15 protein-coding genes, 1 tRNA gene and 4 pseudogenes are annotated in these 22717 nt (G+C 65.3%); 8 read left to right on the top strand and 12 right to left on the bottom strand.

Annotated features, from left to right (window positions below):
- The first annotated feature begins 25 nt into the window (after positions 1 to 25).
- Together CKW46_RS20725 and CKW46_RS20720 are read left to right on the top strand one after the other, a co-directional pair.
- Positions 26 to 1495: an amino acid permease gene (locus CKW46_RS20725; protein WP_482052335.1), complete on the top strand. Its 1470-nt coding sequence runs from the start codon at positions 26 to 28 to the stop codon at positions 1493 to 1495.
- The gene (locus tag CKW46_RS20720) at positions 1492 to 2364 is read left to right on the top strand and encodes a universal stress protein (RefSeq protein WP_482052334.1); all 873 of its coding nucleotides are present in this window, start codon (positions 1492 to 1494) and stop codon (positions 2362 to 2364) included. The genes CKW46_RS20725 and CKW46_RS20720 overlap by 4 nt, the downstream gene beginning before the upstream one ends.
- A 30-nt stretch (positions 2365 to 2394) precedes the next feature.
- Here CKW46_RS20720 and CKW46_RS20715 read toward each other — a convergent pair whose 3' ends face one another.
- The 3 genes from CKW46_RS20715 to CKW46_RS20705 are packed head-to-tail and all read right to left on the bottom strand — an operon-like array spanning position 2395 to position 5418.
- Positions 2395 to 3723 (bottom strand): ABC transporter substrate-binding protein, encoded by a 1329-nt coding sequence (locus tag CKW46_RS20715; RefSeq protein ID WP_012395243.1) that lies wholly within the window; start codon positions 3721 to 3723, stop codon positions 2395 to 2397.
- Entirely contained in the window at positions 3720 to 4559 is an 840-nt protein-coding gene (locus CKW46_RS20710; RefSeq protein ID WP_117437143.1) for a carbohydrate ABC transporter permease, read from the bottom strand. Before CKW46_RS20710 ends, CKW46_RS20715 begins: the two co-directional genes overlap by 4 nt.
- Positions 4546 to 5418 (bottom strand): carbohydrate ABC transporter permease, encoded by an 873-nt coding sequence (locus CKW46_RS20705; RefSeq protein WP_015356430.1) that lies wholly within the window; start codon positions 5416 to 5418, stop codon positions 4546 to 4548. Before CKW46_RS20705 ends, CKW46_RS20710 begins: the two co-directional genes overlap by 14 nt.
- Before the next feature lie 34 nt (positions 5419 to 5452).
- Here CKW46_RS20705 and CKW46_RS20700 point away from each other — a divergent pair, with 34 nt between their 5' ends.
- From CKW46_RS20700 to CKW46_RS20685, 4 genes and pseudogenes are all read left to right on the top strand, one after another.
- Positions 5453 to 6970, top strand: a complete 1518-nt coding sequence (locus CKW46_RS20700; protein ID WP_015356429.1) for a TldD/PmbA family protein — start codon at positions 5453 to 5455, stop codon at positions 6968 to 6970.
- Entirely contained in the window at positions 6967 to 8340 is a 1374-nt protein-coding gene (locus CKW46_RS20695; protein WP_482052333.1) for a TldD/PmbA family protein, read from the top strand. The genes CKW46_RS20700 and CKW46_RS20695 overlap by 4 nt, the downstream gene beginning before the upstream one ends.
- 40 nt (positions 8341 to 8380) lie before the next feature.
- The gene (locus CKW46_RS20690) at positions 8381 to 9235 is read left to right on the top strand and encodes a carboxymuconolactone decarboxylase family protein (protein ID WP_015356427.1); all 855 of its coding nucleotides are present in this window, start codon (positions 8381 to 8383) and stop codon (positions 9233 to 9235) included.
- A 257-nt stretch (positions 9236 to 9492) separates the two neighbouring features.
- A pseudogene (locus tag CKW46_RS20685) lies at positions 9493 to 10013 on the top strand (Rv1352/Rv1906c domain-containing protein).
- Between the two features lie 289 nt (positions 10014 to 10302).
- Here the strand turns inward: CKW46_RS20685 and CKW46_RS20680 are convergent.
- Positions 10303 to 13089: pseudogene (locus CKW46_RS20680) on the bottom strand (cation-translocating P-type ATPase).
- A gap of 231 nt (positions 13090 to 13320) precedes the next feature.
- On the opposite strand from CKW46_RS20680, the gene CKW46_RS20675 reads away from it, so the two are divergent.
- Positions 13321 to 13872: a VOC family protein gene (locus tag CKW46_RS20675; RefSeq protein ID WP_117437147.1), complete on the top strand. Its 552-nt coding sequence runs from the start codon at positions 13321 to 13323 to the stop codon at positions 13870 to 13872.
- 101 nt (positions 13873 to 13973) lie between these two features.
- Here the strand turns inward: CKW46_RS20675 and CKW46_RS20670 are convergent, their stop codons facing one another.
- The 3 genes and pseudogenes from CKW46_RS20670 to CKW46_RS20660 form a co-directional block, all read right to left on the bottom strand.
- On the bottom strand, positions 13974 to 14441 hold the full coding sequence (locus CKW46_RS20670; protein ID WP_015356423.1) for a DUF6197 family protein: 468 nt from the start codon (positions 14439 to 14441) through the stop codon (positions 13974 to 13976).
- Between the two features lie 340 nt (positions 14442 to 14781).
- Positions 14782 to 14940 (bottom strand): annotated as a pseudogene (locus CKW46_RS20665) (MMPL family transporter); the annotation flags it as partial.
- 167 nt (positions 14941 to 15107) lie between these two features.
- Positions 15108 to 15959 carry a hypothetical protein gene (locus CKW46_RS20660; protein ID WP_117437149.1) on the bottom strand — a complete coding sequence of 284 codons (852 nt, stop codon included), beginning with the start codon at positions 15957 to 15959 and terminating at the stop codon, positions 15108 to 15110.
- 833 nt (positions 15960 to 16792) lie between these two features.
- Here CKW46_RS20660 and CKW46_RS20655 point away from each other — a divergent pair.
- Positions 16793 to 16866 (top strand) — tRNA-Ile (locus tag CKW46_RS20655).
- Between the two features lie 44 nt (positions 16867 to 16910).
- Here the strand turns inward: CKW46_RS20655 and CKW46_RS20650 are convergent.
- From CKW46_RS20650 to CKW46_RS20630, 5 genes and pseudogenes are all read right to left on the bottom strand, one after another.
- The gene (locus CKW46_RS20650; RefSeq protein ID WP_232022580.1) at positions 16911 to 17105 is read right to left on the bottom strand and encodes a site-specific integrase; all 195 of its coding nucleotides are present in this window, start codon (positions 17103 to 17105) and stop codon (positions 16911 to 16913) included.
- 30 nt (positions 17106 to 17135) lie between these two features.
- Complete coding sequence (locus tag CKW46_RS20645) at positions 17136 to 17540, bottom strand: site-specific integrase (protein ID WP_238559407.1); 405 nt, start codon at positions 17538 to 17540, stop codon at positions 17136 to 17138.
- A gap of 242 nt (positions 17541 to 17782) precedes the next feature.
- On the bottom strand, positions 17783 to 18400 hold the full coding sequence (locus tag CKW46_RS20640; protein ID WP_174524109.1) for a nuclear transport factor 2 family protein: 618 nt from the start codon (positions 18398 to 18400) through the stop codon (positions 17783 to 17785).
- A 409-nt stretch (positions 18401 to 18809) separates the two neighbouring features.
- Positions 18810 to 20012, bottom strand: a pseudogene (locus CKW46_RS20635) (ISAs1-like element IS2404/ISMul1 family transposase).
- A gap of 703 nt (positions 20013 to 20715) precedes the next feature.
- Positions 20716 to 22497: a PE family protein gene (locus tag CKW46_RS20630; protein ID WP_482052332.1), complete on the bottom strand. Its 1782-nt coding sequence runs from the start codon at positions 22495 to 22497 to the stop codon at positions 20716 to 20718.
- Between the last annotated feature and the right edge of the window lie 220 nt (positions 22498 to 22717).

Genomic DNA, 22717 nt, shown 5'->3' with positions numbered 1-22717 from the left:
CCTGACCCCGCAACAGGAGGCGCAATTGCCGGCCACTTCGATCAGGCTAAGAGAACAGATGCTGCGGCGCCGCCCGGTGGGCGGCGCCCCTGTCGCAGAAGGTGCGGCAGGCAGCCTAAAACGGAGTTTCGGCACCTTCGAGCTGACCATGTTCGGAGTCGGCTCGACGGTGGGTACCGGAATCTTCTTCGTGCTGGCGGAGGCGGTGCCCGAAGCGGGGCCCGCCGTCATCGTCTCGTTCATCATCGCTGGTGTCGCGGCCGGTCTTGCCGCCATCTGCTATGCCGAACTGGCATCGGTGGTGCCCGTTTCCGGTTCGTCGTACTCGTATGCGTATGCCACCCTGGGGGAGGCGGTCGCCATGGGGGTGGCGTCATGCCTGCTGCTGGAATACGGCGTGGCCACCGCCGCCGTCGCGGTGGGCTGGAGCGGCTATGTAAACAAGCTGTTACACAACGTGTTCGGATTCCAATTACCCCAAGCGTTGTCCGAGGCGCCCTGGGATGAGCGGCCGGGTGAAGCGGCCGGCTATCTCAACCTGCCGGCGATCATCCTGATCGGACTCTGCGCATTGCTGTTGATTCGGGGAGTCAGCGAATCGGCCAAGGTCAACGCGATCATGGTGTTGATCAAACTCGGCGTGCTGGGCATGTTCGTGATCCTTGCGCTCACCGCCTACGACACCAACCACTTGAAGGACTTCGCTCCCTTCGGTGTTGCCGGTGTCGACGCTGCCGCGGGCACCATCTTCTTCTCGTTCATCGGCCTCGACGCGGTGTCTACCGCCGGTGAGGAGGTGCGGAATCCGCAGCAGAGCGTGCCACGCGCGCTGATCGCCGCGCTGTTCGTGGTCACCGGGGTCTATGTGCTGGTTGCGTTCGCCGCGTTGGGAACCCAGCCGTGGCAGATGTTCGCCGGCCAGGAGGAGGCCGGGCTGGCGACGATTCTCGACAACGTCACGCACAGCGCATGGGCCAGCACCGTTTTGGCGATGGGTGCGGTGATCTCGATTTTCACCGTCACATTGGTCACGATGTATGGCCAGACGCGCATTCTGTTCGCGATGGGCCGCGATGGTCTGCTTCCGGCCCGGTTCGCGGCCGTGCATCCGCGCTTCCAGACTCCGGTGAGCAACACGGTGGTCGTGGCCATCGCGGCGGCAGTGCTGGCGGCGCTGGTGCCGCTGAACCGGCTCGCCGACATGGTGTCCATCGGCACGCTGACAGCTTTCATCGTGGTATCGGTCGGTGTGATCATCCTGCGGGTGCGCGAGCCGGCCCTGCCGCGCGGCTTTTGGGTACCGGGCTATCCCGTGACCCCGATCCTTTCGATACTGGCCTGCGGCTACCTGCTGTACAGCCTGCATTGGTACACCTGGATCGCGTTTGGCGGTTGGGTCGGGATCGCGCTAATTTTCTACCTGTTCTGGGGGCGGCACCACAGTAGGCTCAATGCCCCCGCGTTGCATGACAATCCGACCGGGGAGGAACGGTGACCGTCGTCGTCGGCTATCTGGCCGGCCGGGTGGGTCCCTCGGCGTTGCATCTAGCCGTTCGGGCCGCGCGGACATTGGACACCTCGCTGACGGTGGCGACCATCCTGACCAAGCCGTGGCTGACGCCCCCGCTAGCCAAGGGCGACTATTCGGAGTGGGCCGAGCAGGTCGCCGAAGACTCGGAGAAGGAGGCGCACCGGTATCTGCGCACCGTGGCAACCGGGATCGAGGTCAGTTACTGCCATCGTGAGCACCGGTCGGTGTCGGGTGGATTGATCGAGGTGGTCGAGGAACTCGATGCCCAGATGCTGATCCTGGGTTCCTTTCCGAACGGGCGAAGGGCCCGGGTGCTGATCGGCTCGACCGCCGACTGGGTGTTGCATTCCTCGCCGGTGCCGGTGGCCATCAGTCCCCGGCAGTACCACTCCCGCACCGACCGGCTGACCAGGATCACCTGCGGTTACGCCGCGACCACCGACTCGGTCGAGGTGGTGCGTCGCTGCGCCGAGCTGGCCAGGCAGTATGGGGTTCCGCTGCGGGTCATCACCTTTGAGGTCCGCGGCCGAACCATGTATCCGCCCGAGGTGGGGCTGCATGCGGAGGCATTGGTATTGGAGGCTTGGGCCGAGCAAGCGCGCGGAATGCTGGAAATGCTGCAGAAGGACGGCATCGTCGAGGAAGACGCTGTGCTCGAGGTGATCACGGGCAACGGTTGGCAGCATGCGCTGGATGCGGCGGACTGGGAAGACGGCGAGATCCTGGCGGTGGGCACCTCACCGCGCGGCGACATCGCCAGAGTTTTCCTGGGTTCCAACAGCGGCAAGATCATTCGGCACAGTCCGGTGCCGGTGCTGGTGTTACCCGGCTAGTCTCAGACCGGCTGCGTCGGTTTGTTCCAACTACCGCCGTGCGGCGGCGTTGGCCGCCGCCTGCGCCTCGCGCAGAATTGTCGCGACTTGGCCACGGCCGAGGAACATCTCATCGAAATAGGGCTTGAGCGCATCGTTGCCGGCGGCGAACCCCGCGCCCCCCGGTGCGGGAATGCGTGACCCGGACAGCACCGCGAAAAACGGTTCAACGTTGACGCCCTTGGCTTCCCAGAAGGCGAAGTAGGAGGGCTGGGCGGACCGCACCGCGGGAATGGCAACACCGTCGCGGCCCAGATACTCGTTGCCGGCGCTGCTCCCCATCCAGGCCAGCACCTGACGCACGGCGTCTGGATGCTGGGACGCGGAATTTCCGGCAGCGGCAATACCGTTGGTGACGCTGACCCGGCCCGCGGGGCCGATCGGCAGCATCGCCACCCCCCAGCGGAAGGTGGCATCGCGGGCCACCGGAGCCAGACTGTAGGTGCCGGACTGGAACAGCGCCATCCGGCCGGCCAGGAATTGGTTGCGGGAAAAGTCACCGTTGTCGTTGGTGTCTGAGGCGGGCGGCGCGACGTGATCGTTGTTGATCAGGCCGACGAGATAGCGGAACGCATCGATGGCGGGTGGATTGTCGAAGGCAAACTCGTTGTCGCGCATGAACACGCCGCCGGCCGAGCCGATGTAGTTGAGGTAGATGGCCTGCGGGTCGTTAGCGGCGTTGTATCCCCACTGGCGGACTCGCCCGGGGTCGAAACCCGGGGTGCCGCCAACATGCCCGTCGGCGTCGACGGTGAGCCTGGCCAGCAGTGCACGCAGCGTGTCGTCGGGACCGGGACTCCACCGCAGGCCGTCCAGCTCGGCCGGATCCACGCCCGCCGCGGCCAGGAGATCCGCGTTGTAGAACACCGCAATCCCGGCGTCGGTCAGCTGCGGCACTCCCCACAACACACCGTTGCGGGTGAACTGGTCGACCACCGCCGGCTCCCACTCGCCGGGATCGACGGCCGTGTCAATCTTCATCAACCGGCCGCTATCGGCGTAGGCGGCCAGGTAGGCGTTGGACAGCCAGAAGATGTCGTCAGCGCTGCCGCCGGCCACATCGGTGCGCAGCGTATCGAAATAGGTCGAAAAGGAGACCAGATTCGTGTGCACTTCGATATTGGGATGGGTGCGGCTGAACGCCGCAAAGGACTGTTGATATGCCGCGGCGATCGGCGCCGCCCACAGCCGGACCGTGACCACGATCTTGCCGCCGGGGGGTGCGTCGATGCGGTCCAGCGCCACCGCGGTGACGCCCAACAATGCAGCGATGAGCGTGACTGCCACAGCGACCAGGGTGGAAAAGCGGGGCCGACTCACTTGAGCCCCGACACCACGATTGACGAGACGATGTGGCGCTGCGCGGCGACGAACAGCACGATCAGCGGAACGATCGCAACCGTCGTCGCCGCCATCACCAGCGTCCACTGGGCGTTGAACCGGGACTGCAGATCAGCCGTGGCCACCGTGAGCACCCGCCACTTGTGGCCGCTGGTGACCACCAACGGCCACATGAAGTTGTTCCATTGCGAGACCACCGTGATCAGCGTCATGGCGGCCAGGACCGGGCGGCTGGACGGAATCACCACGTGTACCAGGACATCCAGGGTGTTGGCTCCGTCCAGGCGTGCGGCGTTGATCATGTCGTTGGGGATGATGCGGAAATGCTCACGCAGCAAGAAGATCGCGTACGGCGACCCGAACAGGAAGGGCAGCACCAAGGCCCAGAAGGTGTTGCGCAAACCCAGCTGGGCCATCATCAGATACAGCGGCACCACGGTGACCGTCGCCGGCACCATCAGGGTCGCGATGTAGACCCAGAACAACCCATCGCGTCCGGGAAACTCCAACCGGGCGAAGGCGTAGGCGGCCAACACCGAAAAGGTCATCTGGCCCAGCAGGATCACCGTCGTCATCAGGGCGGTCACCAGCGCCGCCCGGCCGAACCCGGCACCGCCCAAGTCGGCGTAATTGGCCAACGTCGGTGGGTGGGGTAACTGTAGCGGCGTACCCGTGGCGAATTGATGTGCGGAGGTGAACGAGGTGAGCAGTCCCAGCGCAAAGGGCAGCAGCGTGATCAGCGCGCCGAGCACCAGCCCGGCGTAGATCACCCTGGTGGGCACTCGGCGGGACAGGCGGCGGCTAAGTGAGGTCATAGCTGATCCGCCGCCGAAAATACATGTGCTGAACAAAGGTGACGCCGATGAGAATGACGAACAGCACCACGGCCATCACCGACGCCCGTCCGATGGCCGCCGAACCAAATGCCTCGGCATAGATTTGGTGCGCCACCAGCTCGGTGCTGCCCTCCGGGCCTCCGCCGGTGAGCGCGTAGACGATATCGAAAATTTGTGCGGCGCTCACGATTCCGGTGACCAAGACGAAGAACGTGGTCGGGCGCAGCATCGGCAGCGTGATGCGCCAGAACCGCTGCCAGGCATTGGCGCCGTCGGTGCGTGCCGCCGCGTGGATATCGTCCGGGATGGCCAGCAGGCCCGCGAGGAAGGACAGCGAGACGTAGCCGACGTTGGTCCAGATGACCACCGCGGCAACCACCGGTAGGGCGAGGTCGGGATCGGTGAGCCATTCGATGCGGCGCCCGAGCAAGGTGCTGATGGCGCCGTCGGTGGGCACCAGAATCCAGCGCCACATCACCGCGATCGCCAGCGGCGCACAGATCCAGGGCAACACATAGAGGGTGCGGAAAAAGTTGGTGCCCGGCAGCCGGCGGGTCAGCATCATCGCCGCGAGTAAGCCCAACACCGTCTGGGCTGGCACCACGATTGCCACGAAGATGGCGGTGACCACCAACGAGTTACCGAAGTCGCCGTCGCGCAGCACCGAACGCCAGTTGGCCAGCCCGACGTAGCGCAGCGGTCCCAGCAGGTCCCAGCGGTACAGACTCAGCCAGATCACCACCAGGATGGGCAGCAACAGGAAGGCGAGAACCCCGAACAGGCTGGGTGCCAGCAGGGCATAGGCCAACGCGGTGGTTCGGCGTGGCGTGGCGCGCATGGGTGTATTAAAGCGTGATCGTTACGGTGGAGTCGTGACACCGAACCGGGGAATCGATGCCGAATTCCTGGACCTGCCGCGCCTTGCACTGGCCGACGCTGCGCTCTCGGCGGCCACCGCGGCTGGGGCCAGCTACGCCGACCTGCGTATTCAGCGCATCGGCACCGAAATCATCCACCTGCGCGACGGGGAGCTAGAGACCGCGATCCTCAGTCGTGAGCTTGGCTTCGCGGTCCGGGTGATCGTCAACGGCACCTGGGGATTCGCCTCGCACGCCGAATTGTCGGCGTCGGCCGCGGCCGACACGGCACGGCGGGCGGTGCGAGTGGCCACCACGCTGGCGGCGCTGAACACCGAGCGGGTCGAACTCGCACCCGAACCGGTGTACACCGACGCCGTATGGGTCTCCAACTATCAGATCGACCCGTTCAGCTTGCCGGCCAGCGAGAAGATCGTGGTGCTGGAGGACTACTCGGGGCGATTGTTGAGCGCTGACGGTGTCGATCACGCATCGGCGAGCCTCAACGCGGTCAAGGAACAGACCTTTTATGCCGACACCTACGGGTCGTCGATCACACAGCAGCGGGTGCGGTTGCACCCGTCGCTCGAGGCGGTGACCGTCGACTCCGGGGCGGGCATTTTCGATTCCATGCGCACCCTGGCGCCACCGACGGCGCGCGGTTGGGAAGTGGTCGCCGGCGACGAGATCTGGAACTGGACCGACGAGCTGGCCCAGCTGCCGTCGCTGTTGGCCGAGAAGACCAAGGCGCCCAGCGTGACTGCGGGACCCACGGATCTGGTGATCGACCCAACCAATCTGTGGTTGACGATCCACGAATCCATTGGCCACGCCACCGAATACGATCGGGCCATCGGTTACGAAGCCGCCTATGCCGGCACCTCGTTCGCCACCCCGGACAAGCTCGGGAGCATGCGCTACGGTTCACCGGTCATGAACGTGACCGCCGATCGCACCGTCGAATTCGGCTTGGCCAGCATCGGTTACGACGACGAAGGGGTGGCGTCACAGAGTTGGGATCTGGTGCGCGACGGGGTGTTCGTCGGATACCAACTGGACCGGGTGTTCGCCCCGCGGCTGGGCCAGCCGCGCTCCAACGGCTGCTCCTACGCCGACTCGCCACATCACGTCCCGATCCAGCGGATGGCCAATGTGTCACTGCAACCCGGAGCCGAGGACCTGAGCACGGCCGATCTGATCGGCCGCGTCGAAGACGGGATTTACATCGTCGGAGACAAGTCCTGGTCGATTGACATGCAGCGCTACAACTTCCAGTTCACCGGCCAGCGGTTCTTCCGCATCCGGGATGGCCGCCTGGACGGTCAGCTACGCGATATCGCCTATCAGGCTACTACCACCGAATTCTGGAATTCCATGGAGGCGGTGGGCGGCCCGTCGACCTGGCGGCTGGGCGGTGCGATCAACTGCGGCAAGGCCCAGCCCGGTCAGGTTGCCCCGGTCAGTCACGGCTGTCCGTCGGCCCTGTTCCGTGGCGTCAACATACTCAACACCCGTACCGAGGGCGGACGATGATCACTGCGCAGCACGTCGTCAACATCGTGTTGGACGAGGCGGCACAGCGTGGCCGCGCCGACGAGACCATGGTGCTCGTCGTCGACAAAACCGAGGCCATGCTGCGCTGGGCGAACAATTCGATGACCACCAACGGCCTGTCGACCCAGCGGCACATCACGGTGATTTCGATTGTGCGCCAGGGCGATAGCGCCTTCGTCGGCGCGGTGGTATCCGGCGAGGTAGACCCGTCGGCGCTGCCCGGTCTGGTGGCGGCATCGCAGGACGCGGCGTGTTCGGCCCCCGAGGCCGGCGATGTCGCACCGTTGCTGGCCGATGCCGGGGTGTCGGTGGACTGGGATGCGCCGGTAGCCGGCACCGGTCCCGAAGTGTTCGCCGACGTCGCCGCCTCGCTCAGCCGGGAGTTCCGGGGCGCCGACCGGCTGTACGGCTACGCCCACCACAGCGTTTCGACGACATTTCTGGCGTCATCGACGGGCCTGCGGCGGCGCTATACCCAGCCGGCCGGAGCGGTGGAGATCAACCTCAAACACGGCGATGCCAGCGCATGGGCGGGCGTCGGGACACCCAACTTCGTCAACGTGCCCACCGACCTGCTGCTCGAGCAGCTGTCGATCAGACTGGGCTGGGCCCAGCGCCGGGTCGAGCTACCCGCGGGGCGCTACGAGACGATCATGCCGCCGTCCACGGTGGCCGACATGATGCTCTATCTGGCGTGGTCCATGGCCGGCCGCGGCGCACAGGAGGGCCGTACCGCGCTGTCCGCGCCGGGCGGCGGCACGCGAGTGGGGGAGCGGCTCACCGACCTGCCGCTGACCCTGTTCTCCGATCCGATGGCGCCGGGGTTGGCGTGTGCCCCGTTCGTCGCGGTGAGCAACTCCACCGAGACGGTCTCGGTGTTCGACAACGGTATGGCCATCGATCAGGTGGACTGGGTCCGCAACGGGGCGATCAACGCGCTGGCCTATCCACGAGCCACGGCCGCCAAGTTCGACGCTCCGGTGGCCGTTGCGGCCGACAACCTGCTGATGACGGGTGGCTCTAACGATCTGGCCGACATGATCGCGAGCACCGAACGCGGCCTGTTGCTGACCACGCTGTGGTACATTCGCGAGGTCGACCCCACCACACTGCTGCTCACCGGGCTGACCCGAGACGGCGTGTACCTGGTCGAAGACGGCGAGGTGACCGCGGCGGTCAACAACTTCCGTTTCAACGAAAGCCCGCTTGACCTGCTTCGACGGGCCACCGAAGCCGGGGTCAGCGAGGTGACGCTGCCGCGGGAATGGTCCGACTGGGCTACCCGCACGGCGATGCCGTCACTGCGGATTCCGGACTTTCACATGTCGTCGGTCAGTCAGGCGCAGTAAGTGATTGCTGTGGGTGATGGCGCGCTCTAGCGTGTGATGGATGGCGGCTGCGGCTCCAGTCGGTGATGTGCTGGCCCGACTGGTTGTGGTGTCCCCGGGCGACGGTCGTATCGCGGGGCTGGTTCGGCAGGTCTGTGCGCGCACGCTCGGGCTGCCCGCGTTGCCCGCGGAGGTCGTCGTTGCCGAACCCCAGTCAGCAGCCGAGGCCGTTGTCGCGGAGTTCGCCGAACAATTCAGCGCGGACGTTTCTTCGATCAGCGCCGAACAACGGTCTCGATTGTTCAAGCAGCTGGGCGACTCCACATTGGGTGCCGTCGCATCGATCTTCATCGCCGACTTCGTGCCGCGGGTGCGGGCCGGGCTGCAAGCACTGGGGGTGGGCCGGGACTATCTGGGCTGGGTGGGGGCGCCCATCGAGTGGGATCACAGCACCGATCCGTCCCAGGTGGTGTTCAACGAATTTCTGCCCGCAGTGGCCCGGATGCGCGCCCTGGACCCGGTGATCTCCGAGCTGGTGCGGCTGCGCGGTGCGGCCCAGCACAACTGTCGGCTGTGTAAATCACTGCGGGAGAGCACCGCGCTGGACGCGGGTGGTTCCGAGCCGCTTTATGGCGAGATCGAGGGTTTCGAGCATTCTGTTGTGCTCGATGACCGCGCAAAAGCAGCGCTGAGGTATACCGATACGTTAATTTGGACCCCTGCGCACCTCGCCGTCGACGATGCCGCCGAGGTGCGCTCCCGGTTCTCCGAGGCGGAGGCCATCGAGCTGACTCTTGACATCATGCGTAATACCAGCAACAAGATCGCTGTGTCGCTGGGTGCCGATGCGCCCAGGGTCGAACGGGGCACCGAGCGTTATCGCATCGGTGCGGATGGTCAGACGGTGTTCAGTTGACGGGTGTGGCTAGCGGCCGCGGGCGACGGGTCATCGCGGCGAAGGCGGTTGTCGCCATCTTCGTGGGGGTGGCGTCGGCGTGCGGGCTGGCGGGCTGTTTTGGATCCGGCGGAAGGTCGGCGGCACCGAGGTTGCCCACCGGGGGCAACGAAGAATCACGGCTACCCCCGATCTATCCGGGCACGACGGTGTCGATTCCGCCGACGACCACCTCCGCGGGTCCGGCCAGCGGCATTCCGGGGGACGGCACCTTTCGGGTGGGAGTGGACATCAAGGCCGGCACCTATCGCTCGGCGGGTGGCGACTCCTGCTATTGGGAACGGCTGAGGGGGTCGGCGGAACCCTCGACGAGGTCATCGCCAACGGCGCCGGTACCGGTCCCCAAGTGGTCCAGATCAGGCCGAGCGATGCGGCCTTCAAGACCCAACACTGTCCACCCTGGACCCTGGATTCGAGCGCCACCACGACCACGACCACGACAACCACCACGACGTCGACCACGCCCGTGACGTTGCCGGAAGGCGCCCAAGCCTGCCCGAACGTGTCCGGGCCCGCGGGCGGATTCGCCCAGTCGGCCGCGGGAACGCCGGCGACCTCCTGTCCCTTCGCCGAGCAGGTTCGGCTCGCCTACGGAGCCGGCGCCCCCGCCGGTGCCGCACCTCGACAGGTGGAGGTGGTCAGCCCGGTGACCGGTCAGTCCTACTCGATGACCTGCACCGCCAACGGGCCGCTGGTGACGTGCAGCGGCGGTGACGGCGCCATCGTCTACCTGTACTAGCGCCATCGCGGTGCGGCCCGCGGGCGGTGCCGTTCACCTTCTCGCCAGCTCTCATTCGCCTGCCGTATGTGTGTGGATTATGTTGTAGCACTGGAATGTTCGCTTGTGTCATGGCGCCGAGTCGACGTAGGTTTGGGGCGCTATGCAGGACATCGCAAGGGAGCAAAGTGACCATGGCCGGTCATCCTGATGTTGAGCGTCCCGCGAGCCCGAAGGGGGTCGCCACCGGGGAAGGCGGGATTCGTCTCTTCGACGGCCGCAGATGGACGGTCGAAAGCCCGCACGAAACTCACGACATCACCGTGTGCATCCGCGGCATGCAGTACGCGGACGGGCGCGTCGTGTCCCGAGTAGCGGTCGGCGGGCTGCTACCTGACCAGCCCCTCACGGCACACCGGGCTCGCGGGTTGGCGCGGGCATTGATCGCAGCAGCCGACGCCGCGGACGGCCCCGATGCGGTCAGCCCAAACCTATAGCGGGATAGACCGTTTGGCGGTATTCCGGCCCGCCGCCGCCGTGACCGTACCCGCTTATCCAATGCGTCGACGGCGAGCAGGATCGGCATGGAGGCCAGCGCGACGGCCCAGCCCCACAGCGGCGGGTTCCACTGGCCGAGCAGCCTCGCCACGGGTGGCACCCACATCACGATGAGCGAGAAGGCCAGCTCGATGAGCACCGCCGGCACCAAGAGCCGGTTGGTGAACCAACCGAGCGATCCAGGCCAGCGCGAGGAGGACCGGCAGGCGAAGACGTTCGCCGTCTGAGCCAGGACCACCGTCATGAACGCCGCGCCCGATGCCGCGGCCAGGTGCGCGCCGGTGGGAAACGGATCACCAACGCGCCAGCCCAGCGCCATCAGCGACACCAGGAAAGCCGTGAGGGTGAGGACGGCTTCGAGGGGCCCCAGCAGCCCGAAGGCCCGGCGCAACACGGTGCGATTCATCAGCCGGCCATGCACCGGCGGTCCGTCGAGCAGGTGCTTGGCGGGCGGCTCGGCACCCAGCGCAACCGCGGACAAAGTGTCGGTGCCCAGGTCGAGCGCCAGAATCTGCAGCACGCCCAGAGCCAGCGGAAACAGGCCGCCGGACAGCGCCCAGACCAGAAACGGCGCGAGTTCGGCGACATTGTCGGTCAGGTGGTAGGTCAGAAATCGCCGGATATTGACGAAGGTGGCTCGGCCCTGCTCAATGCCGGCCACGATGCCGGCGAAGGAGTCGTCGAGCAACACCAGGTCGGCGGCCTCGCGGGCGACGTCGGTGCCGGATTCGCCCATGGCCACGCCGATGTCGGCTTCATGCAGCGCGGGGGCGTCGTTGACCCCGTCCCCGGTCATCGCCACCACGTGGCCCCTGGAACGAAGGGCCCGGGCGATGCGCAGTTTGTCCTCCGGGGAGACCCGGGCGATGACGATGCCGTCGTGGTCGAGCAGCGCCGCCAGGTGTTGTTCGTCGGTGGGCAAGTCCGTCCCCGACAGCACCGGCGCGTCGGGGGAGCGCAGACCCACCTCGTTGGCGATGGCCGTGGCCGTGGCCGTGGCCGGATGATCGCCGGTGACCATCGCCACCTTCACGCCGGCCCCCCGACAGGCCCGCAGCGAGTCGCCGATGCCCTCTCGCGGGGGATCTTCCAACGCCACCAAGCCCAGCAGCCGCAGCCCCCGGTCGCACTCTTCGAGGTTGCGGGGGTAGGGCCGTCGCGTGGGGCCGCCGCGACGGCGAGCACCCGCAGCCCCCGGCCGGTGAACGTCTCCACCTTTTGCCGGGCTGCCGGGTTGTCGCCGCAGTGCGGGAGCACGCTGTCGGGTGCTCCCTTGACCAGAATCTGGTCCGCCGCGACCACGGCCATGCGGCGCAGTCGGGGATCGAAGGGCAAGCGCAGCGCCACGGAGCTGGTGCGACGGTCGTTGACGGTGTCGATGCCCACCCGGCGGGCCAAGGTGTCCAACGCCGCTTCCATCGGATCCCCGTGGGCGCGCCACCGTCCGTCGACCTCTTCGGCGTACCGCTGTGGAACAGCGCTGGGCCGCCACGGCCAGTTCGCGCACCGGATCCGCTGCGCCGGGAGACGACCACGCCAGCTGCGTCGTTGGACCATAGCCGGCGCCCTCGACGCCCAGCGCGCCCGCCGGGGTCCAGGCCTGCACGACGGTCATCTGGTTGCGGGTCAGGGTGCCGGTCTTGTCGGTGCAGATGAACGTCGTCGAGCCCAGCGTCTCGACGGCCTCGAGGTTGCGGACCAGGATCTGACGTTTGGCCATCTGTTCGGATCCCCAGGCCAGCGACAGGGTGACGGTGGGCAGCAGCGCCTCGGGGACCAGGGCCACCGTGACACCGATGGCGAACACGAAGGCCTGTTGGGTCGGGTTGTCCACCAGCACCGAGACGAGCAGGAAGATCGCGCCGACGCTGACCGCGATCGCCGCGGTCAGGCGCACCACGCCGCGCAGGCCGCGGGTCAGCGGGGTGTCGGGTTTGGTGGTCGAGGTCGTCAGCCGGGCAATCCCGGCCAGGCGGGTGTGCTGGCCGATCGCGGTGACCCGTGCGCACGTGTCACCCTCGACCACGAACGTGCCCGCGAACAGCGGTTCACCGCTGGCCACGCCGCCGGCCTCGCTTTCACCGGTGAGCATCGAGGAGTCGACAAGCAACCGGTTCTCGGTGAGCACCACGGCGTCGGCCGGCACACGGTCGCCGCTTTCCAGCAGCGCGATGTCGTCGACCACCACATCCTCGGCGTCGATCACCTGCCGGCGGCCATCACGCCAGACCGTGATCCGCGTCGGCAGCATCTGTTGAAGCCGGTCGGCGGCCCGATCGGCGCGGGCCTGCTGGATCAGGGCGAAGACGCCATTGAGCACGATCACGGCAACGATCGCGATGCTCAATTCGGGGAGATCGGCGAAGAAAGCGAGCACCGCCGCGGCCCACAGCAACAAGGCGAAGAAATGTGTCAGCTCCCCGATCAGGCGCCGGCCCACCGAGGGCCGTTTGGCGGCCGGCAGCCGGTTGGCGCCATCGTGGGCGAGCTGTTCGCGGGCTTGTGCGGTGCTCAGCCCGGGTGGCAGGACGTCGGCCATCGCCCCTCCTCTCAACCGGTGCCGGGCCCGGCGCCGAGGGCGCGCGGTGCCCCGTGCTCGGACCCACCGCTGTCACCAGCCGAAATGCTATATCCGGCGCGGTCGTTGGGCAGCGGAGAAGTCCACCGAAGCGGTGGCCTTACCCGACGCCTACGGTGATAGTTGTCGGGTGCACGGGTCTGGGGCGCGGTGGTGCTCACGCGGTCTGGCCCGGTGAGGTAGGGAGGAGCGATGCGCTGGCGCGGTGTTCACCACGTGGAATTCAATGTTCTGGACTACGACAAGTCGATCGCCTTCTATGACGCGATGTTCGGCTGGCTGGGCTACATGAGCTTCTGGACCCTCGACATCGAATATCGGTCGACGTACTACATGGCTCGGTTCCCGTTGCCGCACAGCTACATTGGCATTCAGCCTGCCGACGGTGGCGGGCAGCTACGGCATCGGGACCAGAAGGTCGGCATCAACCACATCGCGCTGTGGGCCAGAAGCCGGGCGGAAATCGATCGCTTCCATCGAGACTTTCTGCTCCCGCGGGCAATCCCCGTCACCGACCCGCCCAGGGAATATCCCATCTACACATCCGGCTACTACGCGGTGTTCTTCGACGATCCGATCAATGGCATCCACTGGGAGTTGGCGCGGCTGCCGTCGGTTCCGTCCCCGCGTGATTTCTGGAAGTCCTATCATACCCTGCGCGCTGTTTCGGCGGACCATCCGGAGTGGAAGCGCTCCGTTGCGCGCGAAGCCATGCGCAGCCTGCCGGGGCGAACGTCACGGTGATCTTGCTGCGTTGTCCCGTCGACGGGGCTCATCGGCCGTGGGGCACGGTTTCCCGCGGACCGTTGAGCCGGGGGTTTTGCGTCTGTCGTGGCGAGGTCGCCTCATCCGGAGCGACGATCCTTCCACTCGCAGTCCGGCGAATTCCACGGCACATCGGACAGGTGGGTGGGGCGGTGCCAAGGGGTGCGGTGCGGTGGGGTCGCCGATGACCGGGCGGGAATCCAAATCGGTTCGGTGTCAACGGCAGCCACCGCCAGGGCATTGGCTTTCGCCCGCTGTAGCAGCGTTTGCGCGTCGCTGACGGTGGTGTGCTGGTGGTCGTTGAAATCTTCGATACGGCGACCCCGGAACTGGCCCTGCAGTGCCCGCAGAGTCGCTTCGCTCACGGCATCGCGGACCCGCGGGTTGGGACTGGTGAAGACGATGGCCGCGTGGATGGACAGGCACGGGCGCCCCGCAGTCCAGGTGAAAGGTTGGCCTTTGGCCAGCTCGGGCTGCCTGTTTAGCACCTCGCGAGCCAGCGAGAGTGCGTGCATAACGTCTGCGGCAGTGACGGTGTCGTTGTTCATACGAGTCGCCCCCGGCAGTCGTTATGGAAGTTGTGGATTCGACGAAGCGTTCGAGCGGTTGGCCGGCGTGCCGGGCGAAGTCGACCCCGATGCGACAAACCACTGGCCGACGCGACTGCACCGGCAACAGAGCCTATCGAATCATGCTGTCCACCATCATCTTTCAAATGGCGGTGCGCACTGTCAAGCAGATGGACTGACTTGAGCAGCGTGCCGGCCGCGCCATAGCTTTGGCTGTCTCAGCGGGGCCGTTTGACCTGGGCAAATTCTTCTCCACTGGGGAAATCAGTCTCACCCTGAGGGGAAATGACGGGGTGTGCGGCCTGGCCGACTGGGGTGTTCATGGTTTCAGCGCAAGCCGCTTCCGCGGTGGAGTTTGGGGCCACCAGAACCAGCGACCAAGCAGCGCGGCGATCGCTGGCGTCATGAACGAGCGCACAATCAGGGTGTCGAACAGCAGGCCCAACGCGATGGTGGTGCCGACCTGTCCAACGGTGCGCCCCGGTCGGCGGGCAGCCGCCGATCGCGTGCTGGATGTTGTCCCCGGACCGCAGATTCCCGAGCGCAGTCGGATGCGCTGCGCTGCGTTTGTGATCCGTCATGCTGACTTGGTCGGCCTGGTGGCCGTCGATGATCTATGCATTCAGCCAAACGAACCCACACGATTCATGCGAGACATCTTGCGTTCGAGGACACCACTTCTTCCTGGTTTACCGATGCGGCGACTATCTGTTTGCTGACGTAGTCTTCGGGCAGCCCTTCTGCAAAGAACTCAAAGCTCGCCAGCTGCGTTCTTGCGCGGGGGTTCGCCGGAGTGGTTGCGCACCGATAGAGGCGCTCGAGGAATCGGCGCGGCTCGACAATCACCGGTACAAGCCGCACATGAGACCGCACCCCGGATTTTCGTAAGCGGACCGCATTGCCGATCGGCCGGACCGTTAGGCATCCAAGGTGCTTTACGAATGTCTCATACGTCGATTGGACGATGCTAAAGAACCAGACCTCGTCGACGTCACGGGCAAGCGCACGGTGGAGCGCGTCCCGAATGATTTCGAGTACCGCACCGGCCGGGCACATCGGTGTTTTTGCAAGGGCGCCGATTTCTCGCAGTATCGATCTCGGATCGCCATCTACTGAGCGCAGGAAATCGAGTCCGTCTGATGATAGGGCGCCGGCCGTCGAGGTGTACGCCGGAAGGGAGGTGAAGTCGTCATCGGGGGCAATATCTCGAATCCGCCATGTCGCGATCGCGTGACCGGTAGGCTCCGAGGACCCGAGTGACTCTTCCTCGATCTGCGAGTCTGCCAGGTAGGCAATGGAATAGGTGACGTGCTGGCCGCGTGCATGATCGAGCTCTGCAGGCAAGGCTCCGTCCACCAGTGCGTCCGCCGTGACAAATTGGGATGCGACGTAGCTCTGTGCATGAATGCGGCGCGCAAGGTGAACAAGGCCGGACTGCTGGGCCTCGGTGAAATGAAGATATTTGAATTCGTCGCGTCGGAGAATTGATCGATCCATGCCGGAGTTCTCCTCAGCTTGGTTTCTGTCTAGTCGTTGAGTTTCGCAAGATTATGCGGTCTTACCGGCGGCGGGTCAAGTGTCAGAAATGGGACTAGTGAGGCGGCCGCGCCGTTCTCCTGGTTAGCGCGTTGATGATCGGTTCTGCTAGTGCTGGCTCATTGTATTGCGCGGTGTTTCATTCGCCTTGTTGGTGGGAAGTGCATTTGTCTCCACGCGGGTATTCGTGCAGGTCGCGGCGTTGGTGTGAGGAGCATTTTCGGGAGAGCGCAGGTGGAGAGTTTCTCAATTTACGAAAGTTCTTGACAGGGGTGTTTTGGTTTTGAAAAATATGTGCCACGCGGGTGGATTTGGTGGGCTAGGTGCTTGTTGTTTTGGCTTTCCTGGCTGTTGCGTGTTGCGCCGTCCGTTTGGCTGGGTGCGTCGCGGATGGGCATTTCGATCTATGCCGGGGCGCGCCGGTTAGGTGCTAATAGTCCGCATTGCGACAACCCTTTGCTTCACCTTCGCCGGCGATAAGAGCGCGCTGGTCGAGGGAGTCAAGACCTAGCCTGGAGCGCTCCTTCGGCGAAGCGCTGGGGTTGCGGGGGCGGCGCCGCACGGGCCGCGACTGCCCAGGGTGCCGATGGCGACCGGCGTGAGCACTAATGTCAAAATTGTGCAGAGGCTTCTAGGGCGCCCGAGAGTGGTCAAGACGCTTGATCGTCTCAGGCGCTTGCACAGCCACCGCCTGGCTGCACAGCGGGCGTCGTAGGCAAGCGATCGGAAGCGCCGGGGTATCCGGAAGCCGAAACCACGAGATCGGAAATCATGTCCGTAGCTAGATAGCGCCAGGGGCGGTAGCTCAGTTGGTTAGAGCCGCGGACTCATAATCCGTTGGTCGCGGGTTCGAGCCCCGCCCGCCCCACGTCAGAGGTGGTAGTTAGCCCACCTAATTATCTGATCCGACCGTTATTCGTACTTCATGGCGCGGTCCAACAGGGCGGCGACCTCGGTGTGCACGCGCCCGCGAGACGTGTATCGATCCTGCGTCATCGACACTTTGGAGTGTCCGAGGTGGTCGGCGCCTACGCGAGCGGATAGGCCTTCCTCGTCGATCAACGTCGTGACAGTCTTGCGGAACGAGTGGGTGGTAACGCCGGGCACGCCGAGTTGGTCGCGCACTTTCCGCCACTGCTACCCATGCATTGGCGAAATGACCGCAGTCGTTCCATCGACAGCAGGCACCCTTCGCGACCCCAACAACCCAGGCAATACGCGCACCACATTTCCGGTGGCCGCGATCGTCTGTTTCGACTCGTCGAAGTCGGTCCACCGCAACGCCAGCAGCTCGGATCGGCGAAGCCCGGTGGCGATTAGCACGGTGATCGGGTCAACAAGATCGTTTCGTTGGCAGTAGTCGTCGGCCCGCAGCCGCACCAGCAGGTCGTGCAGATCGTCGGCGCTGAGCGCCGTCGCGCCAGTTGGTCGTCGCTTGAGCCTGATCGGCTGAACATCGCGGACCGGGTTGGCGCCCAACGTGTTGGCCATTACCGCCAGCTGCAATCCGCCACGCAGAATTGTCTTCGCCTGGCGGGCCATCGTTGCGCCGTGGGCCGCGCGCATCGAACGGATTGCAGCGTCGATCCGAGCCGGTGTCGGCGTTCAGCTCCTCTACTTGCCGTTCGTGTCGGCCGAACACCAAAGACACCTCCCAACTGGAACGCGCTATGCGGGCGGGCTCAGCTACAGTCCATTTCCACCGCCCGGCACGACCAAATACGCCGGAATCGAATATGTGGCTTTACCGGCAGTCTCCGGGGACGGCTACGTCCCCGGCGTAGTCAGGCTGAGCACTTGTCCTCGAACAGCAGCATCATCCAACGCCCGTCCTCCTTCACGAAGTCCACTGTCTGGGTATCTGGCTCGTCCTCGTTCTCCACCGTCGCTGTCGCCGTGACCTTCGCGGTGTCGCCGGTGACGTCGATGGAGATGTCGTCGAAACTGAGGCGACCGGTATCGGAGCGATTTTGCCGGAGTTGCGACGCGTCGCCGAGACCCGACCGTTCCGACGGGCAGAAATAGCTCACATACTTGTTGAAGTCGGCATTGTTGTACGCCTCGACGACTCCGCTTAGGACCTCGCGAATCTGGTCTTCGTCGGACTTCGGCGGATCGGCGGCCGTTTGCGGCACAAGGATCAGTGCCGCTACGCCGACTGCGACAATGACAGCCGCGACCGCCGCGAGGCCGACGACAAACTTACGCCGACCCGGAGGACCTAGACGGCCCGGAGGCGGTGCAGCTACACCCCCTGTGGGGCCTGCCGGGAGTGTTTCGTCGTCGATCCACAGCTGCCACCCCGACGGGGGCGGAGGCCAGGAGGGATCGGGGGTCCAACCGGGGCTAGGAACCCAGCCGTCCTGTGGCGGCGGCCAGTTGGGTGGTGGATTGAAACGCATCGCGAGGTCCTCTCGGCCAGCCAGTTGCCGGTTAGCGTAGTTGAGGGGCTGCTGCGGTCGTACGCGTTCGGTGTCAACAGTCCATTGCCGGCGTCGCCTTCCATGCGCCGATCGGCCATCGCCTGCCACTTCCAGACTGCTCAAAATCGCGGCCCGAGCCGGCGAAGAGATCCCACCTCGCGTCGAATGCGACGGAAACGAATATGGGGCTTTGCCGGTAAATTGCTGCGCACACTGGCTCTTCGAGCAGTCGTTCTAGCGGGAGAGCCAGATACTCTGTTGGGCAAGCACGTACGGGGCTTTGGACAGGTCGAACATTTTCGCTGAGTAAAAGCGTTCAACGGCTTTTATGCGCTGATCTCGGACGCGGAATGCTTTGGGGCTCTTGGCAGGGCTCCGGCGTTGTTGATTAGCAGGCTTGTGAGCTGGGGAATTGTGGATTGAGGAGGTCTAGGCGGCGGTTGGCGGTCAAAGCGGTGATCCGGCAGGCTTCGGTGATGTTGTCGGCGCCGTTGAGGCGGTGCAGATTGATCGCGGTGTTGCGTAGCGTTGCTAGGACCTGTGCGCCGTTTCCGGTATGTGCCCTTTGACGGTCTTCGTCGAAGGTGACGTCGCGTATCCAGTGCAGGCTGTTCTCGATTCCCCAGTGTTGACGCATCCAGGTCATGATCGCGGTAGGGCGGGCGTGCTCGAACGGCAGGCTGCAGATGGCATAGACCACCTCCACGCTGCGCTGGTCGGTGGCGGTGATCAAGCGTTCACGAGTGATCCGGATGATTTGTTTTGCGTAGGGGAAGCCGATTCCTCGTGCAGCGGTGATGATTTGCAGGGTGCGGGTCTCGACACGGCCGTGGCCGCGGGAGTCGTCGGTAGCGGCTGCGGGCACCTCGGCCCAGGGCAGCGCGGTGATACGCGCAAGTATTTTGGCTTGGTTGGACTTGACGATCATCAGGTAGTGCGACTTCAAGGTGGCGCAGATCAACTTCGCGGTGACGACCTGGGTATGCATCGCATCCACGGTGACCAGCCACCGCAAGCTACCCGGCAGCAGCGTGAGCAGGGCACGTACGCAGGGAATTTCATTGCTTTTCTCGGCGACAGCGAGTTGACCGAGCACCAATCGGGCACGGTGGGCGAACACCGACACGAGATGCGTGGCTGTCGCTTTGGCGCGTAAAGCACCACGCAGCATCTTGCCGTCCAACGCGATCGGCACCAATCCACTGGGGTCGCTGCTGGCCACGTGTGCAGTGAAGTAACTGCCCATCCTGGCGTTGAGGTCGGCGGGGTCTAGCCGAGACAAAACAGCGCGGAAGGTCTTCTCACTGGGCCGCCGGAACCGGACCCCTAATTAGGCCAACACATCATCGGGAGCGGTGGCCGCCCATGTGGCAAAACCAGCATAGCCGCGCATCCCCGCGGCAGTGGCCAGAACCGCGATCGCCAACAAAGCCATCAGCGAATACCTCCGACCGCGTGGGTCCCTCGGGTCTGGCACCGAGACCAACACATCGAGAAACTCCGATCCGATGAGCTCGCTGCGCTCACCAGGACTCCAGCGGTCGAACACCTCTGGAACCGACGACACAGGCAATACTGAAACGGTAGGCACGGGCAACTCCAGACCAACGACGAACAGTAACCAACTCGATCGTTCTCCAGATAGCCCGTGCCTACACTCCGGCCCCAATAGCGCGGCACCAAAGATCATCAACCCAGCTCACAAGCCTGCTAATCAACAACGCCGGAGCCCTGGGGCTCTTGGAGTGCGGTGTCGGTGATGGCGACCGCGACCCGAGGATCGAGGGCTGCTCCTTCTGTGCGCGCACTTCTTTGAGCTTCGGCGAACACGTGGTTTCGTTCCCAGGCCGAGCGTGACTTGGAGATAGTTTCGATTACAGCGGCGGCTTGTGACTGGATCCAATCCGGTGTGATCTCCACCCCGGGCCGTTCGCGTGCTGTGAGTGTGTCTGCCAGCATTGCGTCCAGCTTGGCTCGTCCGCCGAGGTATGTGGTGGCGTGATTGCGCCAGTGGGCGCGTTGTTGGCCTGGCGAGCTTGGTTCTGGTCTAGCTTCGCGGGTGTCGAAAGCCGCACGCTGCTAAAGGGAAAATTGTTCGGATGTTGTTGGTTCATGATCATGTGCGAGTTGAAAGTAGGCGACGAGTTCTTCGTATCGAGGTTTGATTGCGTTGCGGCGTGAAGATGGCAGTTTGCACAGATCGGCTGGGATGCCGACGATTCCGCGAACTGGGCGGTTGCGGCAGCCGATGGTGCCGGCTTCGCCGGCACCACTATCACCGCCAGATCCGACATTCACATAACCTCCGGTGCCGCCGTCCCCGTCGATACCGCTACGAAACCGCCGTCTTCACCGGCACCGCCAGCACCGGCAAATGCCCAGCCGTCTGGGCCGCCGGCGCCACCGGTAGAGCCGCCCGAACCGCCGGTGTCTCCGGCACCGCCAGCACCGATGGTCGCGAAGCCGCCCGAACCACCGTTGCCGCCGTCGAAGCTTTCGGTGCCATCGGCACCGTCGGAACCAGTGACCAACCCACCGGTACCGCCGTGGCCGCCAGAACCATTGAAGTCGCCGTTGCCGCCGGCGCCACCAGCACCGCCGATCATCAACGCGTCGCCGCCGTCACCACCAATGTTGTCGCCGTTGCCGCCGGCGCCACCGGTACCAGCGGCAAACCCACCGGTACCGCCGTTGCCGCCGACGCCACCATTGATGTCGCCGTTGCCGCCGGCGCCGCCAGCACCGCCGACCCCGAGACTGTTACCGCCGTTGCCGCCGCCACCATTGATGTCGCCGGTGCCGCCGGCGCCACCGGCAGCGCCGATTATCAACGCCTTGCCGCCGTTGCCGCCGTTGCCGCCGTCACCACCATTGATGTTGCCGGTGCCGCCGGCCCCGCCAGCACCGCCGACCCCGAAACTGGTACCGCCGTTGCCGCCGTCACCACCATTCATGGCGCCGGCACCACCAGCACCGCCGATGGTTACCCCGCCACCGCCGTCGCCGCCGTAACCTCCACCGATTCCGTCTCCGCCGATGCCGCCGTTGCCGGCGGTGCCGAACCAGCCGCCGTTGCCGCCGTTGCCGCCGTCGCCGCCGTTGTCGCCGCGGGCGATGCCGGTGGTTCCGCCGTCGCCGCCGTTGCCACCGTTGCCGCCGCTACCGAACCAGCCGCTGGTGCCGCCGTCGCCGCCGTTGCCGCCGTTGCCGAACCAGCCGCTGGTGCCGCCGTCGCCGCCGGTGCCGCCGTGTCCGAACAGTCCTCGGGCGTTGCCGCCGTTGCCGCCGTGTCCGAAGAGGCCGGTGTCGCCGGCGCCGCCGCCGTCGCCGCCGTTGCCGTAGAGCCGGCCACCGTGGCCGCCATTGCCACCTATGTCGAATAGGCGATAGTCGTTGGCGCCGCCGGCGCTGCCGCCGTGTCCGAACAGTCCTCGCGCGTCTCCGCCGTTGCCGCCGAGTACACCGGTACCGCCGTTGCCACCATTACCGGCTAGCCATCCGCCGGTACCGCCGGCGGCCCCGTTGCCGGATAGTCCGCCGTTGCCGCCGGCGCCTCCGTTGCCGATGAGCCATCCACCACGGCCGCCGGCACCACCGTGTCCGGACCAGCCGCCGTTGCCGCCGTTGCCGCCGTTGCCGATTAGCCAGCCGCCGGCTTGGCCGGCGGTTCCGGCTTCGGTGGCGTCTGCGCCGTTGCCGATCATCATCCGACCGAACAGTAATTCCGAGGGCGCGTTGACCAGGTTGAGGATGAATTGTACTAGTTTGGAGAACTCTCCCGAGATCCATTGCGAGACATTGGTGTATTCCGCGTCTTCGTAGGTGTAGCCGGCTGCGCGTAGGGTATGCACGAATTGGTCGTGGAACTGTTCTGCTCGAGCGCTGAGGGCTTGGAATTGCCGGGCGTAGTCACCGAATACCGCTGCGAGTTGGGCTGATACCTCATCAGCGGCGGCGGGTGCGAGCACGGTGGTGGGTGGGGCGGCTGCGTTGTTGGCTGCACTGATGGTGGAGCCGATACCGGCTAGATCGCCAGCAGCGAGGATTACCTCTTGTGGGACAACGTCTACGGGCACAACAACACTCCCCAAACTATGAACTCGGTATTTGATGGGTTACTCGTCGAAGGTGGGCTCGCGGCGTTGTGGGTTCGCGTCTGAGCCGGGTACTGCCTTGGGTTTCTTGGGTTTTGACTACTAGTTACTGCATCTGTGACTGGGCCGGGTGGCGGGTGGGGGCACGCACCGACGGGTGTGGTGTGGGCGCCGGGTGGGTGGCGGTTCACACCCTGCGGTG

This window comes from Mycobacterium liflandii, assembly GCF_022354805.1.
Taxonomy (GTDB): Bacteria; Actinomycetota; Actinomycetes; order Mycobacteriales; family Mycobacteriaceae; genus Mycobacterium; species Mycobacterium marinum.
The sequence above is the reverse complement of the archived record's forward strand: the minus strand, read 5'-3'. Positions and strand labels throughout refer to the sequence as shown.

Coding starts and splice junctions, on each gene's coding strand:
- CKW46_RS20710 (WP_117437143.1), bottom strand. CDS start 4,559: ATGACCTCACTTAGCCGCCGCCTGTCCCGCCGAGTGCCCACCAGGGTG.
- CKW46_RS20705 (WP_015356430.1), bottom strand. CDS start 5,418: ATGCGCGCCACGCCACGCCGAACCACCGCGTTGGCCTATGCCCTGCTG.
- CKW46_RS20695 (WP_482052333.1), top strand. CDS start 6,967: ATGATCACTGCGCAGCACGTCGTCAACATCGTGTTGGACGAGGCGGCA.
- CKW46_RS20690 (WP_015356427.1), top strand. CDS start 8,381: ATGGCGGCTGCGGCTCCAGTCGGTGATGTGCTGGCCCGACTGGTTGTG.
- CKW46_RS20675 (WP_117437147.1), top strand. CDS start 13,321: ATGCGCTGGCGCGGTGTTCACCACGTGGAATTCAATGTTCTGGACTAC.
- CKW46_RS20670 (WP_015356423.1), bottom strand. CDS start 14,441: ATGAACAACGACACCGTCACTGCCGCAGACGTTATGCACGCACTCTCG.
- CKW46_RS20660 (WP_117437149.1), bottom strand. CDS start 15,959: ATGGATCGATCAATTCTCCGACGCGACGAATTCAAATATCTTCATTTC.
- CKW46_RS20645 (WP_238559407.1), bottom strand. CDS start 17,540: ATGGCCCGCCAGGCGAAGACAATTCTGCGTGGCGGATTGCAGCTGGCG.
- CKW46_RS20640 (WP_174524109.1), bottom strand. CDS start 18,400: ATGCGTTTCAATCCACCACCCAACTGGCCGCCGCCACAGGACGGCTGG.